The following is a 20033-nucleotide window of genomic DNA, read 5'->3' as shown; positions in this document are numbered from 1 at the left end:
GGGCTTCTCGTCCTGTGATACGGAAGCCAAAACCTTTGATATGGAACCCAAAAGGGAAGGGCACCCGCCGATTCGGCGGGTGACCCTTCCCGATGAGCTGTCGGATCAGACCTGGCCGGCCTTCTCCAGAGCCGAGCAGCACGTGTCGACGAGCAGGCGCGTCACCACGTACGGGTCGACGTTCGCGTTCGGGCGGCGGTCCTCGATGTAGCCCTTGCCGTCCTTCTCGACCTGCCACGGGATACGGACCGAGGCACCGCGGTTGGAGACGCCGTAGCTGTACTTGTCCCACGGGGCGGTCTCGTGCAGACCGGTCAGGCGGTCGTCGATGCCGGCGCCGTAGTTCTTGACGTGGTCGAGCGGCTTGGAGCCCTCGCCGAGCGACTCGCACGCGGTGATGATCGCGTCGTAGCCCTCGCGCATCGCCTTCGTGGAGAAGTTGGTGTGCGCACCGGCGCCGTTCCAGTCGCCCTTGACCGGCTTGGGGTCGAGGGTGGCGGCGACGCCGAAGTCCTCGGCGGTGCGGTAGAGCAGCCAGCGGGCGATCCACAGCTGGTCGGAGACCTCCAGCGGGGAGAGCGGGCCGACCTGGAACTCCCACTGGCCCGGCATGACCTCGGCGTTGATGCCGGAGATGCCCAGGCCCGCCTTCAGGCAGTTCTCGAGGTGGGCCTCGACGACGTCGCGGCCGAAGATCTCGTCGGAGCCGACGCCGCAGTAGTAGCCGCCCTGCGGGGCCGGGAAGCCGCCCTTCGGGAAGCCGAGCGGGTAGCCGTCCTTGAAGAAGGTGTACTCCTGCTCGATGCCGAAGATCGGCTCCTGCGCGGCGAACTTCTCCGCGACCTCGACGAGCGCGGCACGCGTGTTGGACGGGTGCGGCGTCATGTCGATGTTGAGGACCTCGCACAGCACGAGGACGTCGTCACCGCCGCGGATCGGGTCCGGGCAGGAGAACACCGGCTTGAGCACGCAGTCCGACGCGTGGCCCTCGGCCTGGTTGGTGCTCGACCCGTCGAAGCCCCAGATGGGCAGCTCGGCCCCGTCCGCCAGGATCTTCGTCTTGGAACGAAGCTTGGCCGTCGGCTCGGTGCCGTCGATCCAGATGTACTCAGCCTTGAACGTCACGGGCCCATCCTCATTCGGGTTCTACGGCGCAGGGGTGCTGCGGTGGTAGTCGGCAGCCTGTCAACCGGCGATTTCCCGATCATTGCCCGATTGTGAACCCCGTGTTACCGGGTTCACCTGTGATCCGTGCGGTGCGGTGAGTCACCTCGCGATCGCGTATGCGCTGGCTGTGAGCGGGCCCGGCTGGCGACGTCGACCGCTCGTATGCGATGGGTGCCGGTCCGTACCGTCCGGTATGTAGGGCAGTCGGACGGCCCGCACGAAATGTGCCGCGGCCGCGCTAAGCGGACGTGCCAGTCCCCGCCGGTCCTGCCGCTCCGCGCCTGGAGTGGCAGGACCGGCAGCACCGGCAGGCCGTGCGGTCAGCCCACCTTCTCGATCCGGGCGTTGCGGATCAGGAACTTGCCCGGCTCGCGGACCTGCTCGAAGGCCGCGTTGTTCAACAGCGCGCAGCTGCCGGACACGGAGGTGACCTCGACCGTCGTGGACTTGCCGTTGTCCAGGTTCGTGACCTTCAGGCGCGTACCGGCCGGGAACTGGTTGCTGGACGCGGCGGGCGCTCCGCCCTCGCCCGATAGCGTCACGGTGGAACCGGCGCAGACGACCTCGCCGGCGGCTCCGGCCTGCCCGTCCCCGGCTCCGGCCTGCCCGCCCCCCGCTCCGGCTTGCCCGTCCCCGGCTCCGGAGTCGCCGCCCTCTGCCCCTTCGGCGCCACCGGTCTCTGCGGGTGCGGCGGTCTCGGCGGAGCCGCCGCCCGTCTCTGCGGGCGCGGCAGCCTGGTCGTCGGCCCCCGCCCCGGCCCCGGATCCGGCGGCCCCGGACCCAGCGGCCCCGGCCTCAGCTCCGGTCCCTGCCGCGCACCCCGAGGCCGCCTGCTTGCGCTTGATCTCCTCGATCACCGCGAGCCGGTTGGCGATCCGGGCCTCCGACTGGGCGTCGGGCGTGGCGCGTTGGCCGTCGATGAACTTCTGGTTGTTGGCCAGCGCCGTGGCCAGGCCGTCGCAGACCACCGACGTCGGTGCCGCGTTGCTGGTGCTCGCCATGGCGAATGCCCCGCCGCCGGCGACCGCGGCGGCGCTCACCAGGAGCGCGATCTTCTTCTTCGGGCTGAGCGTCTTCCTGCGCGACATACGTGCCTCCTGTCCCCGGTCGTCCCTGACGACGGCCGGACGCGGGTACGTTCGGCATTACGTACGAGTAACCGCCCTCGGATGCTCAACAGTCACAGCAGAAACGCCAACAACTAACGTGACAGCGCGTCCCGTACCGCCTCCTCGGTCCGCGCCACCACCGCCGTACCGTCGTCGGCCGTGATGATCGGACGCTGGATGAGCTTCGGATGCTCCGCCAGCGCCTTGATCCACCGGTCGCGGCCGGAGGCGTCCCGCGGCCAGGCCTCGCGGTCCTTGAGGTTCAGCTCCTTGGCGATCGCCTCCTGGGTGCGGGTGATGTCCCAGGGCTCGAGGCCGAGCCGGCCGAGCACGTCGCGGATCTCGTCCTCGGTCGGTACGTCCTCCAGGTAGCGGCGCACCGTGTAGTCGGCGCCCTCCGCGTCGAGCAGCGAGAGCGCACTGCGGCACTTCGAGCAGGCCGGGTTGATCCAGATCTCCATGCCGCACACGGTACGCGAGCCTCATCGGCACCACCCGGCGCAGCGTCCGGATGGTCCGTCAGATCCCTTCTGGCCAGCGGCTTTTGTCAGTGCCGGGCAGTAGAATTGAAGAAGTGTTCGAGGGTGCCCGCCGGGGCCCCGACCGCGACAGGAGGATGCCTGTGCCCGCTGCCGCACTCACGCAGACGACCCTGCCGATCGACCTTCCGTACGCACCGTTGCAGAAGAGGCCGCTGCCCGCCGGACGCCCGCGGGAGTGGTACATCACCCACAACCGCCGGCTCAAGGCCATGCGCCTCGCCATCGCCCTGCTCGACTCGGGCGTCTACATGCCGAACCAGGCGCACAACCAGCGGATCCGGAACACGGCGGAGCTCATCGGAATCCACCCGCCGTCGGACACCACGTGCCACATGGTGCGTGCGCTGATGCGGTACAGCCGCTGATCCGCCGTTGGCCGATCCGCCGTTGATCCGGCCCTGACGCACAGCCCGAAAAGGTCCCGTGCCCACCGAGCCCGAGCGCTGAGGGGCACGGGACCTGCCCCGTCTTGGCCTGCCCTACCTGCCCGTCACGGCCTGCAGACTCCGGCGGACGGCGCCTAGCCTGGGAGAATGCCCGGGACGCGTGGGGTCGGCCTGGCCACCCTGTTCCTCTGCGGCGACGTGATGCTCGGTCGCGGCGTCGACCAGATCCTTCCGCGCCCCGGAGACCCCGCACTGAGGGAGAGCTACATCCGGGACGCCCGCGGCTATGTCGAGCTGGCGGTGGAGGAGAACGGCCCGATCCCCAGCCCCGTCGACTTCTCCTGGCCGTGGGGCGACGCCCTGCCGGTGCTCGACGAGGCCGCTCCGGACGTCCGTCTGGTCAATCTGGAGACCAGCGTCACGCGGGACGGCACGTTCGCGCCCGGCAAGGGTGTGCACTACCGGATGAGCCCGGAGAACCTGCCGTGCCTGGCCGCCGCCCGCCCCGACGTGTGCGCGCTGGCCAACAACCACGTACTCGACTTCGGGCGCCGCGGTCTGGAGGAGACGCTCGGCAGCCTCGCGGGCTCGGGGCTGCGGACGGCGGGCGCCGGGCGGGACGCGGCCGAGGCCCGGCGGCCCGCGGTCGTCCCGCTGGCCGCGGGCGGCCGGGCCCTGGTCTTCTCCTTCGGCATGCCGTCCAGCGGCATCCCGCGGAGCTGGGCGGCGGGCGAGGACAGATCCGGCGTGGACCTCGTGGCCGAGCCGTCGGTGGACGCCGCGGACGCGATCACCAGCCGGATACGGCAGATCAAGCGTCCCGGGGACATCGCGGTCGCCTCGATCCACTGGGGCCCCAACTGGGGGTACGAGGTCACGGCCGGCGAACGGCGCTTCGCGCACGCACTCGTCGACGGCGGCGTCGACCTCGTGCACGGGCACTCGTCCCACCACCCCCGCCCGATGGAGCTGTACCGGGGCAAGCTCGTCCTCTATGGCTGCGGCGACTTCATCGACGACTACGAGGGCATCAGCGGCTACGAGCGCTACCGGGACGACCTCCGGCTGCTCTTCCTCGTCGCGCTGGAGCGGGAGACCGGCAGGCCGGCGGACGTGCGGATCGTGCCCCTCCAGGCCCGGCAGATGCGGCTGCGGCATGCGTCGGGCAAGGACGCGGAGTGGCTGCGGGCGGTGCTGGACCGGATCAGCGAGGGCTTCGGGCTGCGTGTGGACCGCGAACAGGAGGGGGCGCTCACGCTCCGCTGGTAGCTCCCGCGGTAGCTCCGGTGGCAGGCCGTGCCGACCTCATGCCGCCCGTCCGCCGCTCAGGAACCTGCGCAGCCGCCCCAGCGGCCACGTGTTGATCACATCGTCCTTCGTGAGCCAGCCGCGCTGCGCCGTACCCACGCCATAGCGCAGAAATGCCAGGTGGAGGACGGAGTGCGCGTCGGTGTCGATCACGAACTTCGCGCCGTACTCCTTGGCCCGCAGGATGTCCTCGTCGCACAGGTCCAGGCGGTCGGGCTGCGCGTTGACCTCCAGCGCGGTGCCCGTGCGGGCGCAGGCGGCGAACACCTCGTCGAGGTCCGCGTCGATGCCCGGGCGTTTGCCGATCAGCCGGGTGGTCGGGTGGCCGATGACGTTGACGTGCGGGTTCTCGCAGGCGCGCACGAGGCGCCGGGTCATGGCCTTCCGGCTGAGGTTGAAGTGCGAGTGCACCGAGGCCACGCAGAGGTCGAAGCCCGCGAGGAAGTCGTCGGGCCAGTCCAGCTCGCCCTCGGGACCGATGTTGAGCTCGGTGCCGTGCAGCAGCCGCATGCGGTGGTGCTTGCCGTCCAGCTCCCGCACCCGCTCGCCCTGGGCGAGGATCTTCTCGTCGGTCATGCGCTGCATGTACAGGTTGGGAGCGTGGTCGGTGATCGCGTAGTACGCGTAGCCGCGCTCGGCCGCGGCCTCGACCATCTCCTCCAGCGGGGCGAGGCCGTCGGTGAGGTCGGTGTGGGTGTGCAGATCGCCGCGGATGTCCTGCTCCGTCACCAGCTCGGGCAGCTCGCCGCGCACCCCGGCCTGGACCTCGCCACGGTCCTCGCGCAGCGTGGGCGGGATCCACGGCAGACCCAGCCTGGCGTACACGTCCTCCTCGGACCTCGACGCGATGCTCTTTCCGCTCTCCGTCTCGAACAGGCCGTACTCGGACAGCTTCAGCCCCTGGCGGACCGCGATCGTGCGGGTGCGGATGTTGTGGGCCTTGGAGCCGGTGAAGTACTGCAGACCGGCGCCCCATGAGTCGGGCGGCAGCACCCGGAGATCGATCTGGAGCCCCTTCGTGGTGCGGATCGAGGTCTTCTTCTCGCCGTGGGCGATGGTCTCGGCGGTGGCCGGGAGCTCGCTGAGCGCGTCCATGAAGGGGGCCGAGCGACGGGCGGCGACGAGGATGTCGATGTCGCCGATCGTCTCCTTCATCCGGCGCAGCGACCCGGCGTAGGTGCAGCTCTGGCAGCCGGTCACCTGGGAGAGCTGGGCCACGACCTCCTCGGCCTGCTCCATCGCCATGCTCAGCAGGATGCGGCCGCCCGCCTGCTGCAGCAGGGCGATGCCGTGCAGGATGTTCTGCTCGGTCTTCTCGCCGAAGCCCTTCAGATCGCGCAGCTTCTCCGCCTGGATGGCGTCGGCCAGCTCGCTGACGGAGGAGATGTGCAGGTCCTCGTAGAGCGTCATGGCCTTCTTGGGGCCGAGCGTGGGGATCGTGATCAGTTCCCGTACGCCGGCGGGGATCTTCGCCCGGGTCTCCTCCACCGCCGTGATCCGGCCGGTGCGGAAGTACTCCACGACCTTCTCGGCGATCGACTTGCCCACTCCGGGGATGTCGCGCAGCTCGGCGGCATCCAGCTGCGAGACGTCTCGGGGGTGGCCGCCGATCGCGCGGGCCGCCTTCTCGTAGACGCGTGCCTTGAACGCGTCTCCGTGAGTGATCGCGATGAGGTCCGCGTACTCCTTGAGGAGCGCCTCGACCTCTTCGTTGGGCCGGCCCACGTATCCAGTCTAAAAGCGACCCTACTGACCCGAATGGATCGAACTGATGCGCTATGTAAGTCTCGGTGCGGGAGGTCTGGACATCGATGCGCGAATTTTGGCACGGTGAGGGGCGCCAGGCCGGTAATCGAACATTCGGCCGATACGCTTTCGGGGGTTCCCACCATGCCATCCGCCCGCCTCGCACCTGACGCCGCCGCCTTCTACGCCGCACAGAGCGTGTTCTCCGACCCGGGCGCACTCGCCCCGCTCTACGCCGACCTGCCGGCCGACCCGCGGCAACTCGCCCGTATCGCCCGTGACCTGATGGTCCATCGGGTCGAAGGGGAGCTCTACCAGTACGACATCCCGCAGGACCGCCTGCACAACGACGCCGAGACCCGCTACATCGACGACATCCTCCGCATCATCACCGAGCGGAACGACGCCCCGCTGACGCAGCGGCGCGAGCCCGGCGACCGCTTCGTCGGCATCTGCCGCGACTTCACGCTGCTGCACTGCTCGCTGCTGAGGCACGCGGGGATCCCCGCGCGCCTGCGCTCCGGGTTCGCTGATTACTTCGAGAACGACGGCTTCCACGGCGACCATGTGGTCACCGAATACTGGGACGACGAGCGGGGGTGGCTGCTCGCAGATGCGGAGCTGACCGACCCGCTGGTCATGGACGCCCACAAGATCGAGTTCGATCCCATGGACGTGCCGCGCGACCGCTACCTCGTCGCTGGCGCGGCGTGGCAGGCGATCCGCGCGGGCGAGGCGGACCCGAAGATGTTCGGTCTCCGCCTGCCGGACGGGCCGCTGGTCGGGGAGTGGTTCGTGGCGGGCAACATCCGGCTCGACCTCGCGGCGCTCAACAAGGTCGAGACGCTGCTGTGGGACGTCTGGGGAGCGGGTGCCGACAGCGACGAAGAGATGACGGACGAGATCAGGGAGCTGTACGACCAGGCCGCCCTGGTGACGCACGACGACGTGCCCTTCGACACCGTACGGAAGCTGTTTACGGCGAACGACGGGCTGCGGACGCCGAAGACGGTGCTGTCACTCGCCCCGTTCAACGGGCCCAGCGAGGTGACGCTGAGGGGATAGGGCGTCGGCCCAGGTGCACGCACTGCCTGCCGCCAGTGGCTCAGCGGCCCTTAGGAGGCGGCGCGCCTCAGCAGCCTGTACGCCTTCTCCGGGTCCCCGGTCAGCAGCGCATGGTCGGCATCCGCGATGAGCCGGGCCCAGTCGGCCGGAGCCGTACCGGCCACCGCACTGGCCTGCGCGGCGTCGCGGGCTCGTGCGACGATCTCGTCCACCAGCTCCGTATCACCCTTCGACCGGGCGGACTCGAGGGCCGCGGCGCTCGCCGGACCGCTCCCGACCTTGGTACGCAGCCCCCAGCCGAACGGGTACAGCGGCCGGTAGTCGGCGTCACCCACGTTGACCGGCACCTGATTGGCGCTCCTCGGCCAGCTCACCGGCAGCCGCCCGGTGAAGGGCCGCTCGCCGAACAGCACATCGGCCACGCCCGCGCCCTCGCTGCCGGGCAGCCAGGAGGCGACCAGCGCGTCGATCTTCCCGAGCTGGTCCGTGATGATCTGCGGCCGGCCCGAGACCACCAGCACGACGCACTTCTCCACGGCCGAGCAGACCTTGTCCACGGCTGCCTTGTCCTCCGGCTGGAGCGACAGGGACTTCGACTCTTGCTGCGGTGTGGTGCACCAGCCGCACTCCGGCCCGCCGACATCGCCGTATCCCTCGGCGTACGGGGTCTCGCCGACCACGACGATGCCGACGTCCGAGCCGTCGGTGGGCGCGGAGGCGTCCTCGCTGAAGGTGACGGCGGCGTCCGGGGCGACCTGCTTGATCCCGTCCAGGATCGAGGTGCCCTGCACGCCCTCGCCGGACACGCCCTGCCAGGTGATGGTCCAGCCGCCCGCCTGGTTGCCGACGTCGTCGGCGTTGCGCCCGGCCACGTAGATCTTCGACTTCGGGCTGAGCGGCAGCAGGTTCCCGCTGTTCTTCAGCAGCACCTGCGACTCGGCCACGGCCTCACGAGCGACGGCCCGGTGCTTCGCGCTGCCCACCTCGTCGACCTTGCCGGCCGAGGCGTAGGGATGCTCGAAGAGGCCGAGGGCGAACTTCTGGCGCAGGATGCGGGAGACGGCGTCGTCGATCCGCGCCTCGCTGACCCGGCCCGCCTCGACCTCGTCCATCAGCAACTGCATGAACTCGGGGGCCGTGTTGGGCTCCATGAACATGTCGACGCCCGCGTTGACGGCTGTACGGACCTTGTAGCCGGTCAGGCCGGTGTTGGCCGGGTCGGACGGGTCCGGGATCTGGTGGATGCCCTCCCAGTCGGAGATCACGAAGCCCTGGAACTTCGTCTTCTGCTTCAGCACGCCGGTGAGGAGTTCCTTGTTGGCGTGCATCTTCACCGGATTGCCGACCCCGTCCTCGGTCCAGTCCACGCTGGAGAAGGACGGCATGACGGAGCCGACGCGGTACGTCCTGACAGCGGGCCCGTACGGGGCGAGGCCGACGGCGGCGAAGTGCTCCCGGCTGGTGACCGTGACGCCCTGGTCGATCGTGTACTTCTGTTCGTTCCAGGGCTTGCCCTCGTTGGCCGCTGCGGTAGCGGCGTCGTACGCCGTGTCGCCGTCCCCGGCGAAGTGCTTGGCCGTGGCCAGCACATGGTCCGGGCCGATACGGTCCGGTGTCGGGCCTTGCAGACCCTCGATCCCGGTCTCCATCGCTTTCACCAGGGCCGGGTCCTCGCCGAAGCTCTCGTAGCTGCGGCCCCACCGCTCGTCGCGCGTGACGCAGAGGCACGGCGCGAAGTTCCACGGGATGCCGGTGGCCCGGAGCTCCGCGGCGGTCACCTCCCCTTCCTTCTCGGCGAGTTCGGGGTCACGGGTGGCGCCCATGCCGATGTTGTGCGGGAAGAGGGTGGCGCCGGCGACGTTGCCGTGGCCGTGCACCGCGTCGATCCCGTAGATGATCGGGATCTTGAGGCGGGTGCTGAGCGCCTGTTCCTGGAACTCGTTGACCATCTCGACCCACGCGGCCGGGGTGTTCTCCGCGGGCGTGGAGCCGCCGCCGGACAGCACCGAGCCGAGGCCCCACTCGGCGACCCGCGACGGGTCGTCGGCGACCGCCGCACGCTCGGCCTGGGTCATTTGGCCGATCTTCTCTTTCAGCGTCATACGGGCGAGCAGGTCCGCGACCCGTCGCTGGACGGGCTTCGACGGGTCGAGGTAGGCGGGGCGGGATGCTTCCTGCCCGCTGGACGCGGCCTCCGCGCCGGACGAGACCTGCCCGTCGGACGCGGCCTGGGCGCCCGGGGCGACCGCGACGCCGGCGGCCACCGCGGCGAGGGCGCTCAGCGCGGCGACGGCACGTCTTAACCGCCGACGCGGGGGATGCGCAGGGGCCATTGGACGGTGCGAGTGTGCGACGTGCTGACGAGGTATCGGGAACCGTGAAACGGGCGTACCGGAAGCAGACATGTCCGTCCCTTGTCAGTGAGCGGCTCTGGCACTGGATTCGCAAGGTGAACGTTGTTCCGTCATGCAGCGTGAGGATTGAGTCTCAGCCTGTGACGGACGGGTGTCAATGAGTCGGCAGGGAAGGCCTGTTCGGGGGTCATCATGCGCCGTCGCCGCCGCTGCCGCCCTCGAGCCGGTCGGCCAGGCAGGCCAGGTAGAGGGCCATGGTGGTCCGGTGGTCGCGCAGGGAGCGGCCGGTGATCTGCTCGATCTTGTTCATCCGGTACACGACGGTGTTGCGGTGGATGTGCAGGGCCGCGGACGCCCGTACGAGGTTGAACCCGCTCTCGCACCACGCAGTGATCGTGTCGCGGAGCACCGGCCAGTCCGACTGGGCACGCAGGTCCGCGGCGGTGCGGTCGAGCAGGCGGTTGCGGGCGGGCTGGCCCGTGCCCGCGAGGAGCTGATGGACCCGCAGATCGGTGATGAGGTGCACGGGCGATGTCCCCGCCGCCTGCCCGGGAGCGCTGCAAGCCACGCGGGCGCCCAGGCGCAGCGCGTCGCACGCGTCCTGGTACGAGTCGTGCAGCCCGCCCACGGAGGCGGCCGGTTCGCCGATGCCCGCGCGGGCGGTCAGGCCGTCCTGGGCGGCGATGACGTCCGTGACCCGGCGGCAGTCGCTCACCAGGCTCGCCAGGGACTCGTCCGGCCATCGCGCTGGGAGCCGGTGCAGCACACCGATCCAGCCGGGAGCCGTGCTTGCGACGATGTCCTGCGGGTCGGCGAAGACCTCCCGTACGGTGCGGAGCAACTCCGAGCGGATCAGCGCCATGTCGCGGGTGGGGCCGGCCGGGGCGGTGCCGATCGCCGCCGGGCCGCCGTGGCGGCGGGCGCCCGTGTCCGGCACGGTCACCTCGAAGGCCACCGCAACTCGCTGCAGACGCAGGTCGAAGCCCAGCTCGGCGGCCCGGAACACCAGGAAGTCGCCCTCCACGACATGCGGATCGTATGAGGCGATGTCGGCGAACAGCTTCTCGGCCGCCCGCTCGGCCAGCAGCCGGGAGCGCAGCATCACCGACTCCCGGAGCAGGATCTCCGTCTGACGCTTCACCAGCAGCCCGAAGCGGCGCACCTGCGCGGGCGTACCGGTGATCCCGACCGTCCCCACCGCCTGCCCGTCCGTGACCAGCGGCAGCGTCATTCCAGGGCGTACCCCCCTGAGCTGCTGGGCCTGCGACGCGTTGTGCGTGGCGGGCTCCTTGGTGCGTATCACCTCGACGGACGCCTCGTGGAAGGACCCGACCCGGCCCGCGTCGCCGCTGCCGATGACCATGCCGTCCGCATCGGTGATCAGCACGTTGAAGCCGATGACCGCGGAGGTGTCCCTGGCGATCTCCTGCGCCAGTGACGGGCTCAGTGCCGGTGGCGGGCTCTGCATGGGGCGTTTCTCCCGTCGAGGGGGCACCGAGTGGGACGCACCGTACAGCGGGCAGCGGGTTCTGAGCCACAGATTCGTACGAAGTGACCGATGACGGGCCACGCGTCCACCCCTAGCGTTTGGGCACTGGCACACCCCGCCGCCAGCACAGCGCGGTGACTGGCGGGTCCCCTAGGCCGACAGGGCCTAAGCCCGACAGCGGATTCCTTCGTCCGCGACGGCGGGTTCCCCAGCCCTGATACGGAAGGCCCAAGCCGATGACCCGTGTGCGTTCGCTCGTCGCGGCCTTGTTCGCGATGCTCCTCCTGCCCCTGGCCGCTTGCGGCTCGGGCAGCGACGACGACCCGAAGAACGTGTCCGACAAGACCGCCGCACTGGGCACGCTCACGCCCGGCGTGCTGAAGGTGGCCGTGCAGCCGTACGCCCCCTACACCAGCGTCCAGGGCGACAAGATCGTCGGCCTGGACGGCGACATCCTCCACTACGCGGCCGACAAACTCGGCCTGCGGATCGAGCCTCAGGTGACGGACTTCGCGGGCATGCTCGCCGGGGTGCAGTCCCGCCGCGTCGACATCACCGTCGGCGGTGTCGCCTGGACCGCCGACCGGCAGAAACAGGGGCTGTTCACCGATCCGCCGTACTACTCGCCGCCCGCGATGGCCGTCCGGTCCGGGAAGACGTACAAGACAGCCGACGACCTGAAGGGCCTGGACCTGGGCACGGTCGAGGGATACGTCTGGGTCAAGTCGATCCAGGCCGTGCCCGGGGCCAAGCTGCACGCCTACCCCGACGCCAACGGGGTCTTCGACGACCTCGGCGCGGGCCGTATCGACGTCGGCTTCCTGGACCCGCTGATCATCATCGCGGCGCAGAAGGAACGCCCGGACCTGAAGATCGAGACGCAGTACATGAGGCCTCCCACCGCCGAAGAGGTCAAGGCGAAGCCCGCCTACGCGTACTTCCAGCCGTACCAGACCGGCTTCTACCTGCCCAAGAAGGCCACCAAGCTCGAGAAGGCCATCTCGGCGGAGATCGACGCGATGTACGAGAACGGCGAGATGGAGAAGCTCGTCAAGAAGTACGGCGGCGACCCCGAGCAGTTCCTCAAGCCCGCCGCCGACGTCGCCACCGCGCGTAGGGGAGTGGACCGTCCCGACGACTGGACGCCACCGTCCATCGGCCAGTCGAGCGGGCAGTGAGGGGATGACATGTCCGGTCTCTTCCAAGTCCCCTGGTCCGATTACCAGTCAAACCTGCTCGACGCCCTCGGCCGCACACTCGCCTACACGGTCGTCAGCTTCGTCGGCGCCGTGCTCCTCGGCCTCGTCGTGGCGCTGCTGCGACTGAGCAGGACCTGGCCCGCGCGCGCGATCGCCGCCGTCTACACCGAGGTGTTCAAGAACGTCCCGCTCCTCGCCATCATCTTCCTCACCTACTTCGGCCTGGCCTCGGTCGGCGTCCGGCTGGACGTGTTCACAGCCGGCTGCCTCAGCCTGGTCGTCTTCTACGCGGCCTACCTCTCCGAGATCTTCCGCTCGGCGATCAGCGGCGTGCACGCCGGACAGACCGAGGCGGGCCAGGCGCTCGGGATCGGCAGGACGGGCATCTTCGGCCACGTCGTCCTCCCACAGGCCCTCCGGCTGGCCCTGCCCGGCACCAACACCATGCTGGTCGACCTCCTGAAGTCCACCTCACTGCTCGTCACCGTTTCGGCGGCCGAGCTGATGTCCGAGGGCCGGCTGATCACTTCGGCCACCTTCCGCGCCCTGGAGGTGTACCTCGTCATCTCCGCCGTCTACTTCGCCCTCTGCTACCCCCTGTCCCAGCTCCTGCTGCTCCTTGAACGGAAGGTACGGGCGGGCGTCCCCCTGTCCCCGTGGCGCCGGCGGCGCCTGCGGGCGGCCCGCGCCCTGCTCGCAGCGGAGCCCACTCCGGATGCCATCGTGAAGGAGGTGTCGGTATGACCGAGCCGGTCACAGCACCGAAGACCATGACCCCGGCGCCCTCGGAGGCCGTCGTACGGATCACCGGGCTGAGCAAGTCCTTCGACGGCCGGCTGGTCCTCGACGACGTACACCTCGAGGTGCACCGCGGCCGCATCGTCAGCATCATCGGGCAGAGCGGCGGCGGGAAGTCGACCCTCATGCGCTGCGTCAACCTGCTGGAACGGCCCGACCGGGGCACGGTCGAGATCGCGGGCGAGGTGGTGCACAGCGGCGGCCGCACGGTCTGCCGCGACCTGCCCCGGCTGCGCCGCACCGTCGGCATGGTCTTCCAGCGGTTCAACCTGTTCCCGCACCTCACGGCCGTCGAGAACGTCGTACTGGCACAGCGCAAGGCCGGCGTCCCCGAGCAGGAGGCGCTGGAGCGGGCCGTCGCGCTGCTGCGCCGGGTCGGCGTTGCCCACCGCGCCCTCGCCCAGCCCGACCAGTTGTCCGGCGGCGAGCAGCAACGCGTCGCCATCGCGCGGGCCCTTGCCCTCAAACCCGAGGTGCTCCTCTTCGACGAGCCGACCTCGTCCCTGGACCCGGAGGCCACCCGCGAGGTGCTCAGCGTGATGAGGGAACTCGCCGCGGACGGTATGACGATGCTGCTCGTCACCCATGAACTGCCGTTCGCCCGCGAGGTGTCCGACCATGTCGTCTTCGTCGACGGCGGCCGGATCGTGGAGGAGGGCGGCCCGGACTCGGTCCTGGGCAGCCCGAGTCAGGCCCGGACACGGGAGTTCCTGGCGTCGTACGGATCCACGTCATGACCCAGGAGAGCGGTGCGACGAGAGCGTTGGGCAGCGGACCGGTCGTGGTCGTCGGAGGCGGCGTCGTCGGCCTGTGCACGGCGTACTACCTGGCCGCGGCAGGCGTACCGGTGGAGGTCGTCGAACGGCGAGGCCTGGGGTCCGGAGTGTCCAGGGGCAACGCGGGATGGGTGTGCCTGAGCCACTCCACACCCGTCCCGGCGCCGGGCGTCCTCCGCTACGCCCTGCGCTCGCTGGGCCGCCCGGACTCACCGCTCTATCTCCGGCCGCTGCCGGACCCGGCCTTCGTACGCTGGCTGTGGCGCTTCTGGCGCAGCAGCACACCGTCCGCGTTCCGGCGCGGATACGCGGCGATCGCCGAACTCAACCGCGGCACCTTCGACTTGTTCGACGGTCTGCACGAGGCGGGGGTCGCCACGACACTGCGTCGCCCGGGCATGGTGCACGCGTTCCTGTCGCCGACGGAAGCACGTCACCACCTCACGGTCCAGCGGCAGATGGCGGCCGGGCGCTACGAACTGCCGGACGACGTCACCACAGGCAACGAGGCATATCGGCTGGACCCCGCCCTCTCACCGAAGGTCCGGGCGGCCTATCTCGTCCGGGGCGAGGGCGTGGTCGACCCGGAGGCGTTCGCGCGTGCGCTGGGCGACGCGCTCACGGCCTCCGGAGTGAAGATCCACGAGGACGCGGAGGCCGTCGGGTTCCGCTCGCACGGGGGCCGGGTCGCCGCCGTGCGCACCGCGCAGGGTGAGATCGCCTGCGCTGCCGTCGTCATCGCGGCCGGAATGCGCTCCCCGGGCCTGCTGCACTCCCTCGGGCACCGCCTGCCGCTCCAGGCGGGCAAGGGCTACAGCTTCTCCGTGGACCTCGACCCGGCACCGCGGCACACCCTGTACTTCGGCGAGCGCAGGGCCGTCGCCTCACCGATCGGCGGCACCACCCGGATCGCCGGCACGATGGAACTGAGCGGCAACAACAACCGCCTCGACTGGCGCCGCATCGTCGCCGTCGCCCGCGCGAGCCGCCACTACCTCGGCCGCTGGTTCGACGACCCCGACGACCTGGTCACCCTGATCCGCGACCCATGGGTGGGCGGCCGCCCCTTCCTCCCGGACGGACTGCCGCTCATCGACCGCGTCCCGGGCCACGCCAACGCGTACGCGGCCACGGGCCACGGCATGCTCGGCGTCACCCTCGGCCCGGTCACCGGCCGCAAGCTGGCCGACTACATCCTGACCGGGCGGCGGCCCGAGGGTCTGGTGTCTTTCCGGTTCGACCGGCTGCGGCGCTGAGGGGCCATCCGGGGCGTCTGGGGCGGCCCGCCGTTGTCGGTCGCCTGCGGATCCCTTCGACACGGCCCGCAGACGGCCCCGCGGTGAATCCCTCATTGTGCCCGGACACTCCGTACCCCGTGCCTGCCCATACTGGGATGGGGATCTGTTCGGCGTCCGGTCGACGGATAAGGAGGTCCCCGCACGTGAACCTCTACCTGCGCCGCGGCGCCGTCGCTGTGGCCGCGGTGTCCCTGGCCGTCGTCCTGGCCTCCTGCGGCAGGGCGGGGGACAGCTCCGACACGGACAGCGAGACGATCGGCTTGCTGCTCCCGGGAGCCGGGACCCCTCGCGCCGAGCAGTTCGACAGGCCCCTGATCGAGAAGAAGATCAAGGACCTGTGCGGCGATTGCAGGGTGGAGTACGCCAACGCCAAGGAGGATGTGGCCACCCAGCAACAGCAGGTGGACTCCGTGATCACCAAGGGGGTCGATGTCCTGATCCTCGACCCCGTCGACGCCAAGGCGGCCCGGTCCTCAGTCGAGAAGGCCGACCGCGCGGGCATCCCGGTCGTCGCCTACGACCGCCTCGCCGAGGGCCCGATCTCGGGCTACGTCTCCTTCGACGGCGAGAAGGTCGGTGAGATTCAGGGCCGGGCGCTCCTCAGGGCCATGGGCGACAAGGCGGACGGCGGCCAGATCGTCATGATGAACGGCTCCCCGACCGACCCGAACTCGGCCGCCTTCAAGAGGGGCGCGCTGTCCGTACTCAAGGGCAGGGTGAAGATCGGCAAGGCGTACGACACCGCCTGGTGGAATCCGGAGAACGCCCACGCGAACATGTCCGGCGCCATCGCCGCCCTCGGTGCCGACACCATCGACGGCGTCTACGCCGCCAACGACGGCCTCGCCTCCGGCGTCATCTCCGCCCTCAAGGCCGCCAAGGTCTCACCGCTCCCCCCGGTCACCGGCCAGGACGCCGACATCACGGCCGTACAGCGCATCGTCGCAGGCGAGCAGTACATGAGCATCTACAAGCCCTTCAAGCTCGAGGCCGAGGCCGCCGCCGAAATGGCCGTCGCCCTGGTCCAGGGTGAACAGCTCGGCGACATCGCCACAGACATGGTCGACAGCCCCACCACCGCAAACGTCCCCGCCGTCCTGCTCACCCCGATCTCCCTGACCGCCGACAACATCAAGGACACCGTCGTCAAGGACGGGGTGCACACGATCGATCAGATCTGCACGCCCAAGTACAAAGCCGCTTGTGAAAGGGCGGGACTCACCACGTAAGAAGGGTCAGCGCATGCGCGCCGTCGCCTTTGCGCAGCGAAAAAGGCCGTCGGCCGTGCCTTCCGGGAGTGGAAGAACACGGCCGACGGCCCACAGACGGCCCAGGCGAGCGGCAACCCGCTCTGACCTGCGGCGATCTTAGATGTCGAAGTAGAGCTCGAACTCGTGCGGGTGCGGCCGCAGCTGGATCGGGGCGATCTCGTTGGCGCGCTTGTAGTCGATCCAGGTCTCGATCAGGTCGGAGGTGAAGACACCGCCGGCCTGCAGGTACTCGTTGTCCTCCTCGAGGGCGTCGAGGACGGCGGGCAGCGAGGTCGGGACCTGCGGGACGCCCGCGTGCTCCTCGGGAGCGAGCTCGTAGAGGTCCTTGTCGATCGGCTCGGCCGGCTCGATCTTGTTCTTGACGCCGTCGAGGCCCGCGAGCAGCAGCGCCGCGAACGCCAGGTACGGGTTCGAGGACGGGTCCGGGGCGCGGAACTCGACGCGCTTGGCCTTCGGGTTCGAGCCCGTGATCGGGATACGCATGGCCGCGGAGCGGTTGCGCTGCGAGTAGACCAGGTTGACCGGGGCCTCGAAGCCGGGGACCAGGCGGTGGTACGAGTTCACCGTCGGGTTGGTGAAGGCCAGCAGCGACGGGGCGTGCTTCAGGATGCCGCCGATGTAGTAGCGGGCGGTGTCCGAGAGGCCCGCGTAGCCCTGCTCGTCGTAGAACAGCGGCTCGCCGCCGTTCCACAGCGACTGGTGGACGTGCATGCCCGAGCCGTTGTCACCGAAGATCGGCTTCGGCATGAAGGTCGCGGTCTTGCCGTTGCGCCAGGCGACGTTCTTCACGATGTACTTGAAGAGCATCAGGTCGTCGGCGGCGGCCAGCAGCGTGTTGAACTTGTAGTTGATCTCGGCCTGGCCGGCGGTGCCCACCTCGTGGTGCTGGCGCTCGACCTGGAGACCGGCCTTGTTCAGCTCGAGGGAGATCTCGGCGCGCAGGTCGGCGAAGTGGTCGACCGGCGGGGCCGGGAAGTAACCGCCCTTGTAGCGGACCTTGTAACCACGGTTGTCCTCGAGGGCGCCGGTGTTCCAGGCGCCGGCCTCGGAGTCGATGTGGTAGAAGGCCTGGTTCGACTCGGTGGCGAAGCGCACGGAGTCGAAGACGTAGAACTCGGCCTCGGGACCGAAGTACGCGGTGTCGGCGATGCCGGTCGACGCGAGGTAGGCCTCGGCCTTCTTCGCCACGTTGCGCGGGTCGCGGCTGTACTGCTCGCCGGTCACCGGGTCGTGGATGAAGAAGTTGATGTTGAGCGTCTTGTCCCGGCGGAACGGGTCCACGCGGGCGGTGGACAGGTCCGGCACGAGGGCCATGTCGGACTCGTGAATGGCCTGGAAGCCGCGGATCGAGGAGCCGTCGAACATGAGCTGCTCGGTCGGGTCGAAGGCCTCCACCGGCACCGTGAAGTGCTGCATGATGCCCGGCAGGTCGCAGAACCGGACATCTACGAACTTGACGTCCTCGTCTGCAAGGAACTTCTTGGCCTCGTCGGCGTTCTGGAACATCCAGCTCCTCCTATCCCGGCCCGGACAGGGGACGCGGGGGTTGTAGCTCGTTCGTGGGCCAGTGCGGTGGCACACGCTGCACCCGACCATAGGGATGCAGAGTTTCTCTCGCGTGACCCATTTGTTTCGTCGAAGTTAACCGCCCCCGTCGTCTGGTCCCTCTCTACCACCCCGGCCCCCGGTGTGCATATAGGGGGGCAGTACCGTGGACGGGTGAACAACAGGCAAGCAATCGGATCGTGGCTCTCGGGACCTCGCCAGGCGGCCGAGGACATGGGCGTCGACCTCGGTTACCGGGGTGAACAGCTCGGTCTGCCGAAGGAGGGGCCGGGCTCCGTGGCGCCGCTCGGCCGGCGCGTCGGCGCGATCGCCGTCGACTGGGGTCTGTGCGTGCTGATTGCATCCAGTCTGATCACAGGCAGCTATGGCCAGACCACCAGCTCCTGGGCCCTGCTGATCCTCTTCGTGCTGAACCTGCTCACGCTCGGCACCCTCGGTTTCACACCGGGCAAGCGTTTCTTCCGGCTGCGCGTCGTGGGCGTGGACGGCGGCCGGCTCGGCGTCGGCCGAGCCCTGGTGCGCAGCATCCTGCTGTGCCTGGCGATCCCCGCCCTGATCTGGGACCGCGACAGCCGGGGCCTGCACGACCGCCTGGCCCGCGCCGTCCAGGTCCGGATCTGACGACGGCAACGGGGCCGCGCCGTCCAGGTCCGGATCCACCACGCCGACGGGCGCCCGTACACGACGATGGGGCGCCGGAACCACTCGGTTCCGGCGCCCCATCGTCGTAGTAGGTCGGACGGCAGCGTCACCGCATCTTCGGGCCGCCGCGCGGCATCCGCATGCCCTTGGGCATGGGGCCCTTCGGCAGCGGCATGTTGCTCATCAGGTCGCCCATCGCGCGCAGCCGGTCGTTGGTCGTGGTGACCTGCGGGCCGGTGAGCACACGGGGGAACTTCAGCAGGGTCGTGCGGAGCTTCTTGAGCGGGACCTCGCCCTCGCCGTTGCCCACGATCACGTCGTGCACCGGCACGTCCGCGAAGATGCGGTTCATCTTCTTCTTCTCGGCGGCCAGCAGGCTCTTCAGCCGGTTCGGGTTGCCCTCCGCGACCAGGACGATGCCGGCCTTGCCGACGGCCCGGTGCACGACGTCCTGGCTGCGGTTCATGGCCACCGCCGGCGTCGTCGTCCAGCCGCGGCCGATGTTGTCCAGAACCGCGGCGGCCGCGCCCGGCTGGCCCTCCATCTGCCCGAAGGCGGCCCGCTCGGCCCTGCGTCCGAAGACGATCGCCGTCGCAAGGAAGGCGAGCAGGAAGCCCAGGATGCCGAGATAGATGGGATGACCGATCAGGAAGCCGATCGCGAGGAAGACACCGAAGGTGACGATTCCCACAGCCGCGAGAACAAGGCCGATCTTCTTGTCGGCCCTGCGGGTCATCTTGTAGGTCAGGGCGATCTGCTTGAGTCGCCCGGGGTTCGCAGCGTCCGCTGCAGTTTCCTTCCTCGCCATGTCCTGAAGTCTACGTGGCCCAGGAAGCGCCTACGACGAGCGGGTTGCCAGGGCCTCCTCGAGCACGCGCTGGGCCTCCACGCGGTCCTTGGCGCGGCGCCGGTCCTCGAGCACCGAGGTCCAGGCGTTGCGGCGGGCGGTGCGCTGTCCGCTGCTCATGAGCAGCGACTCGACGGCGCGCAGAGCGGTGGTGAACGACGGGATGGCGGTGGCGCGTACGGGCGCGGCCTGCATGGTGTGGATCCCCCTCGGTGGCGGCATGGAAGCGGGTGCGAGCAAGGGTGCACAAGCGTTGGGGGGCGCGGGTGCACGTTGTGTAGACCTAGCGTCACTGATTGGTGTTACCAGGGCATGACCGACCGGTCAAACGCGAATGAAACCCTGATGCGGCCGGGTGAAACGGCGACGCGGCCCCGGCTGTGCCCCTCATCTGCGGGGACTGCCGGGACCGCGTCGAATCGGCCACTACTGGTGGGTAGTCTCTTGTGCTCAGATTCACACAGCCGCCT

General features: G+C 69.6%; 18 protein-coding genes. 9 read left to right on the top strand and 9 right to left on the bottom strand.

Annotation, left to right across the window (positions count from 1 at the left end):
- Positions 1-105 precede the first annotated feature (105 nt).
- From glnII to STSP_RS04760, 3 genes are all read right to left on the bottom strand, one after another.
- Positions 106-1125: a glutamine synthetase gene (glnII, locus tag STSP_RS04770; protein WP_067272456.1), complete on the bottom strand. Its 1020-nt coding sequence runs from the start codon at positions 1123-1125 to the stop codon at positions 106-108.
- Between the two features lie 362 nt (positions 1126-1487).
- Complete coding sequence (locus STSP_RS04765; protein ID WP_067272453.1) at positions 1488-2255, bottom strand: RlpA-like double-psi beta-barrel domain-containing protein; 768 nt, start codon at positions 2253-2255, stop codon at positions 1488-1490.
- 113 nt (positions 2256-2368) lie between these two features.
- Positions 2369-2737: an arsenate reductase family protein gene (locus tag STSP_RS04760; protein ID WP_198547264.1), complete on the bottom strand. Its 369-nt coding sequence runs from the start codon at positions 2735-2737 to the stop codon at positions 2369-2371.
- Positions 2738-2892: 155 nt separating this feature from the next.
- Between STSP_RS04760 and STSP_RS04755 the strand changes: the two genes are divergently transcribed.
- Together STSP_RS04755 and STSP_RS04750 are read left to right on the top strand one after the other, a co-directional pair.
- Entirely contained in the window at positions 2893-3183 is a 291-nt protein-coding gene (locus STSP_RS04755) for a hypothetical protein (RefSeq protein ID WP_067272449.1), read from the top strand.
- A 168-nt stretch (positions 3184-3351) separates the two neighbouring features.
- Entirely contained in the window at positions 3352-4473 is a 1122-nt protein-coding gene (locus STSP_RS04750; RefSeq protein ID WP_067272446.1) for a CapA family protein, read from the top strand.
- 36 nt (positions 4474-4509) lie between these two features.
- On the opposite strand, the gene polX is transcribed toward STSP_RS04750, so the two are convergent.
- Entirely contained in the window at positions 4510-6237 is a 1728-nt protein-coding gene (gene polX / locus STSP_RS04745; protein ID WP_067272443.1) for a DNA polymerase/3'-5' exonuclease PolX, read from the bottom strand.
- Between the two features lie 165 nt (positions 6238-6402).
- Between polX and STSP_RS04740 the strand changes: the two genes are divergently transcribed.
- Positions 6403-7323 (top strand): transglutaminase-like domain-containing protein, encoded by a 921-nt coding sequence (locus STSP_RS04740; protein ID WP_067272440.1) that lies wholly within the window; start codon positions 6403-6405, stop codon positions 7321-7323.
- A 50-nt stretch (positions 7324-7373) separates the two neighbouring features.
- Here STSP_RS04740 and STSP_RS04735 read toward each other — a convergent pair whose 3' ends face one another.
- Entirely contained in the window at positions 7374-9656 is a 2283-nt protein-coding gene (locus tag STSP_RS04735) for a glycoside hydrolase family 3 protein (RefSeq protein WP_078066884.1), read from the bottom strand.
- A 211-nt stretch (positions 9657-9867) separates the two neighbouring features.
- Positions 9868-11145, bottom strand: coding sequence for a CdaR family transcriptional regulator (locus tag STSP_RS04730; RefSeq protein WP_067272436.1), 1278 nt, complete (start codon positions 11143-11145; stop codon positions 9868-9870).
- Between the two features lie 257 nt (positions 11146-11402).
- Between STSP_RS04730 and STSP_RS04725 the strand changes: the two genes are divergently transcribed.
- From STSP_RS04725 to STSP_RS04705, 5 genes are all read left to right on the top strand, one after another.
- Positions 11403-12344 (top strand): substrate-binding periplasmic protein, encoded by a 942-nt coding sequence (locus STSP_RS04725; protein WP_067272433.1) that lies wholly within the window; start codon positions 11403-11405, stop codon positions 12342-12344.
- A gap of 9 nt (positions 12345-12353) precedes the next feature.
- Complete coding sequence (locus STSP_RS04720; RefSeq protein WP_067272430.1) at positions 12354-13109, top strand: amino acid ABC transporter permease; 756 nt, start codon at positions 12354-12356, stop codon at positions 13107-13109.
- Complete coding sequence (locus STSP_RS04715; RefSeq protein WP_067272426.1) at positions 13106-13900, top strand: amino acid ABC transporter ATP-binding protein; 795 nt, start codon at positions 13106-13108, stop codon at positions 13898-13900. The genes STSP_RS04720 and STSP_RS04715 overlap by 4 nt, the downstream gene beginning before the upstream one ends.
- A complete protein-coding gene (locus STSP_RS04710) occupies positions 13897-15195 on the top strand; it encodes an NAD(P)/FAD-dependent oxidoreductase (RefSeq protein ID WP_067272414.1) in 1299 nt (432 codons plus the stop codon). Before STSP_RS04715 ends, STSP_RS04710 begins: the two co-directional genes overlap by 4 nt.
- Before the next feature lie 185 nt (positions 15196-15380).
- On the top strand, positions 15381-16466 hold the full coding sequence (locus STSP_RS04705; protein WP_067272412.1) for a substrate-binding domain-containing protein: 1086 nt from the start codon (positions 15381-15383) through the stop codon (positions 16464-16466).
- A 138-nt stretch (positions 16467-16604) separates the two neighbouring features.
- Here STSP_RS04705 and glnA read toward each other — a convergent pair whose 3' ends face one another.
- Positions 16605-18014, bottom strand: a complete 1410-nt coding sequence (gene glnA / locus STSP_RS04700) for a type I glutamate--ammonia ligase (RefSeq protein ID WP_067272411.1) — start codon at positions 18012-18014, stop codon at positions 16605-16607.
- Positions 18015-18227: 213 nt separating this feature from the next.
- On the opposite strand from glnA, the gene STSP_RS04695 reads away from it, so the two are divergent.
- Positions 18228-18695, top strand: a complete 468-nt coding sequence (locus tag STSP_RS04695; RefSeq protein ID WP_067272408.1) for an RDD family protein — start codon at positions 18228-18230, stop codon at positions 18693-18695.
- Between the two features lie 127 nt (positions 18696-18822).
- On the opposite strand, the gene STSP_RS04690 is transcribed toward STSP_RS04695, so the two are convergent.
- Both STSP_RS04690 and STSP_RS04685 read right to left on the bottom strand, forming a co-directional pair.
- Positions 18823-19524 (bottom strand): DUF4191 domain-containing protein, encoded by a 702-nt coding sequence (locus STSP_RS04690; RefSeq protein WP_067272406.1) that lies wholly within the window; start codon positions 19522-19524, stop codon positions 18823-18825.
- Positions 19525-19554: 30 nt separating this feature from the next.
- A complete protein-coding gene (locus STSP_RS04685; protein WP_067272403.1) occupies positions 19555-19758 on the bottom strand; it encodes an SCO2195 family GlnR-regulated protein in 204 nt (67 codons plus the stop codon).
- Between the last annotated feature and the right edge of the window lie 275 nt (positions 19759-20033).

It is taken from the genome of Streptomyces jeddahensis, from assembly GCF_001642995.1.
Taxonomy (GTDB): Bacteria; Actinomycetota; Actinomycetes; order Streptomycetales; family Streptomycetaceae; genus Streptomyces; species Streptomyces jeddahensis.
Note: the sequence above shows the minus strand (reverse complement) of the source record. Positions and strands in the feature narration are given on the sequence as shown.

What these genes read in the sequence shown, in the direction of transcription:
- STSP_RS04755 (WP_067272449.1), top strand. Translation starts at nt 2,893, where the DNA reads ATGCCTGTGCCCGCTGCCGCACTCACGCAGACGACCCTGCCGATCGAC.
- STSP_RS04710 (WP_067272414.1), top strand. Translation starts at nt 13,897, where the DNA reads ATGACCCAGGAGAGCGGTGCGACGAGAGCGTTGGGCAGCGGACCGGTC.
- STSP_RS04740 (WP_067272440.1), top strand. Translation starts at nt 6,403, where the DNA reads ATGCCATCCGCCCGCCTCGCACCTGACGCCGCCGCCTTCTACGCCGCA.
- STSP_RS04720 (WP_067272430.1), top strand. Translation starts at nt 12,354, where the DNA reads ATGTCCGGTCTCTTCCAAGTCCCCTGGTCCGATTACCAGTCAAACCTG.
- STSP_RS04730 (WP_067272436.1), bottom strand. Translation starts at nt 11,145, where the DNA reads ATGCAGAGCCCGCCACCGGCACTGAGCCCGTCACTGGCGCAGGAGATC.
- glnA (WP_067272411.1), bottom strand. Translation starts at nt 18,014, where the DNA reads ATGTTCCAGAACGCCGACGAGGCCAAGAAGTTCCTTGCAGACGAGGAC.
- STSP_RS04760 (WP_198547264.1), bottom strand. Translation starts at nt 2,737, where the DNA reads ATGGAGATCTGGATCAACCCGGCCTGCTCGAAGTGCCGCAGTGCGCTC.
- STSP_RS04725 (WP_067272433.1), top strand. Translation starts at nt 11,403, where the DNA reads ATGACCCGTGTGCGTTCGCTCGTCGCGGCCTTGTTCGCGATGCTCCTC.
- STSP_RS04735 (WP_078066884.1), bottom strand. Translation starts at nt 9,656, where the DNA reads ATGGCCCCTGCGCATCCCCCGCGTCGGCGGTTAAGACGTGCCGTCGCC.
- STSP_RS04750 (WP_067272446.1), top strand. Translation starts at nt 3,352, where the DNA reads ATGCCCGGGACGCGTGGGGTCGGCCTGGCCACCCTGTTCCTCTGCGGC.
- STSP_RS04765 (WP_067272453.1), bottom strand. Translation starts at nt 2,255, where the DNA reads ATGTCGCGCAGGAAGACGCTCAGCCCGAAGAAGAAGATCGCGCTCCTG.
- STSP_RS04715 (WP_067272426.1), top strand. Translation starts at nt 13,106, where the DNA reads ATGACCGAGCCGGTCACAGCACCGAAGACCATGACCCCGGCGCCCTCG.
- STSP_RS04685 (WP_067272403.1), bottom strand. Translation starts at nt 19,758, where the DNA reads ATGCAGGCCGCGCCCGTACGCGCCACCGCCATCCCGTCGTTCACCACC.
- STSP_RS04690 (WP_067272406.1), bottom strand. Translation starts at nt 19,524, where the DNA reads ATGGCGAGGAAGGAAACTGCAGCGGACGCTGCGAACCCCGGGCGACTC.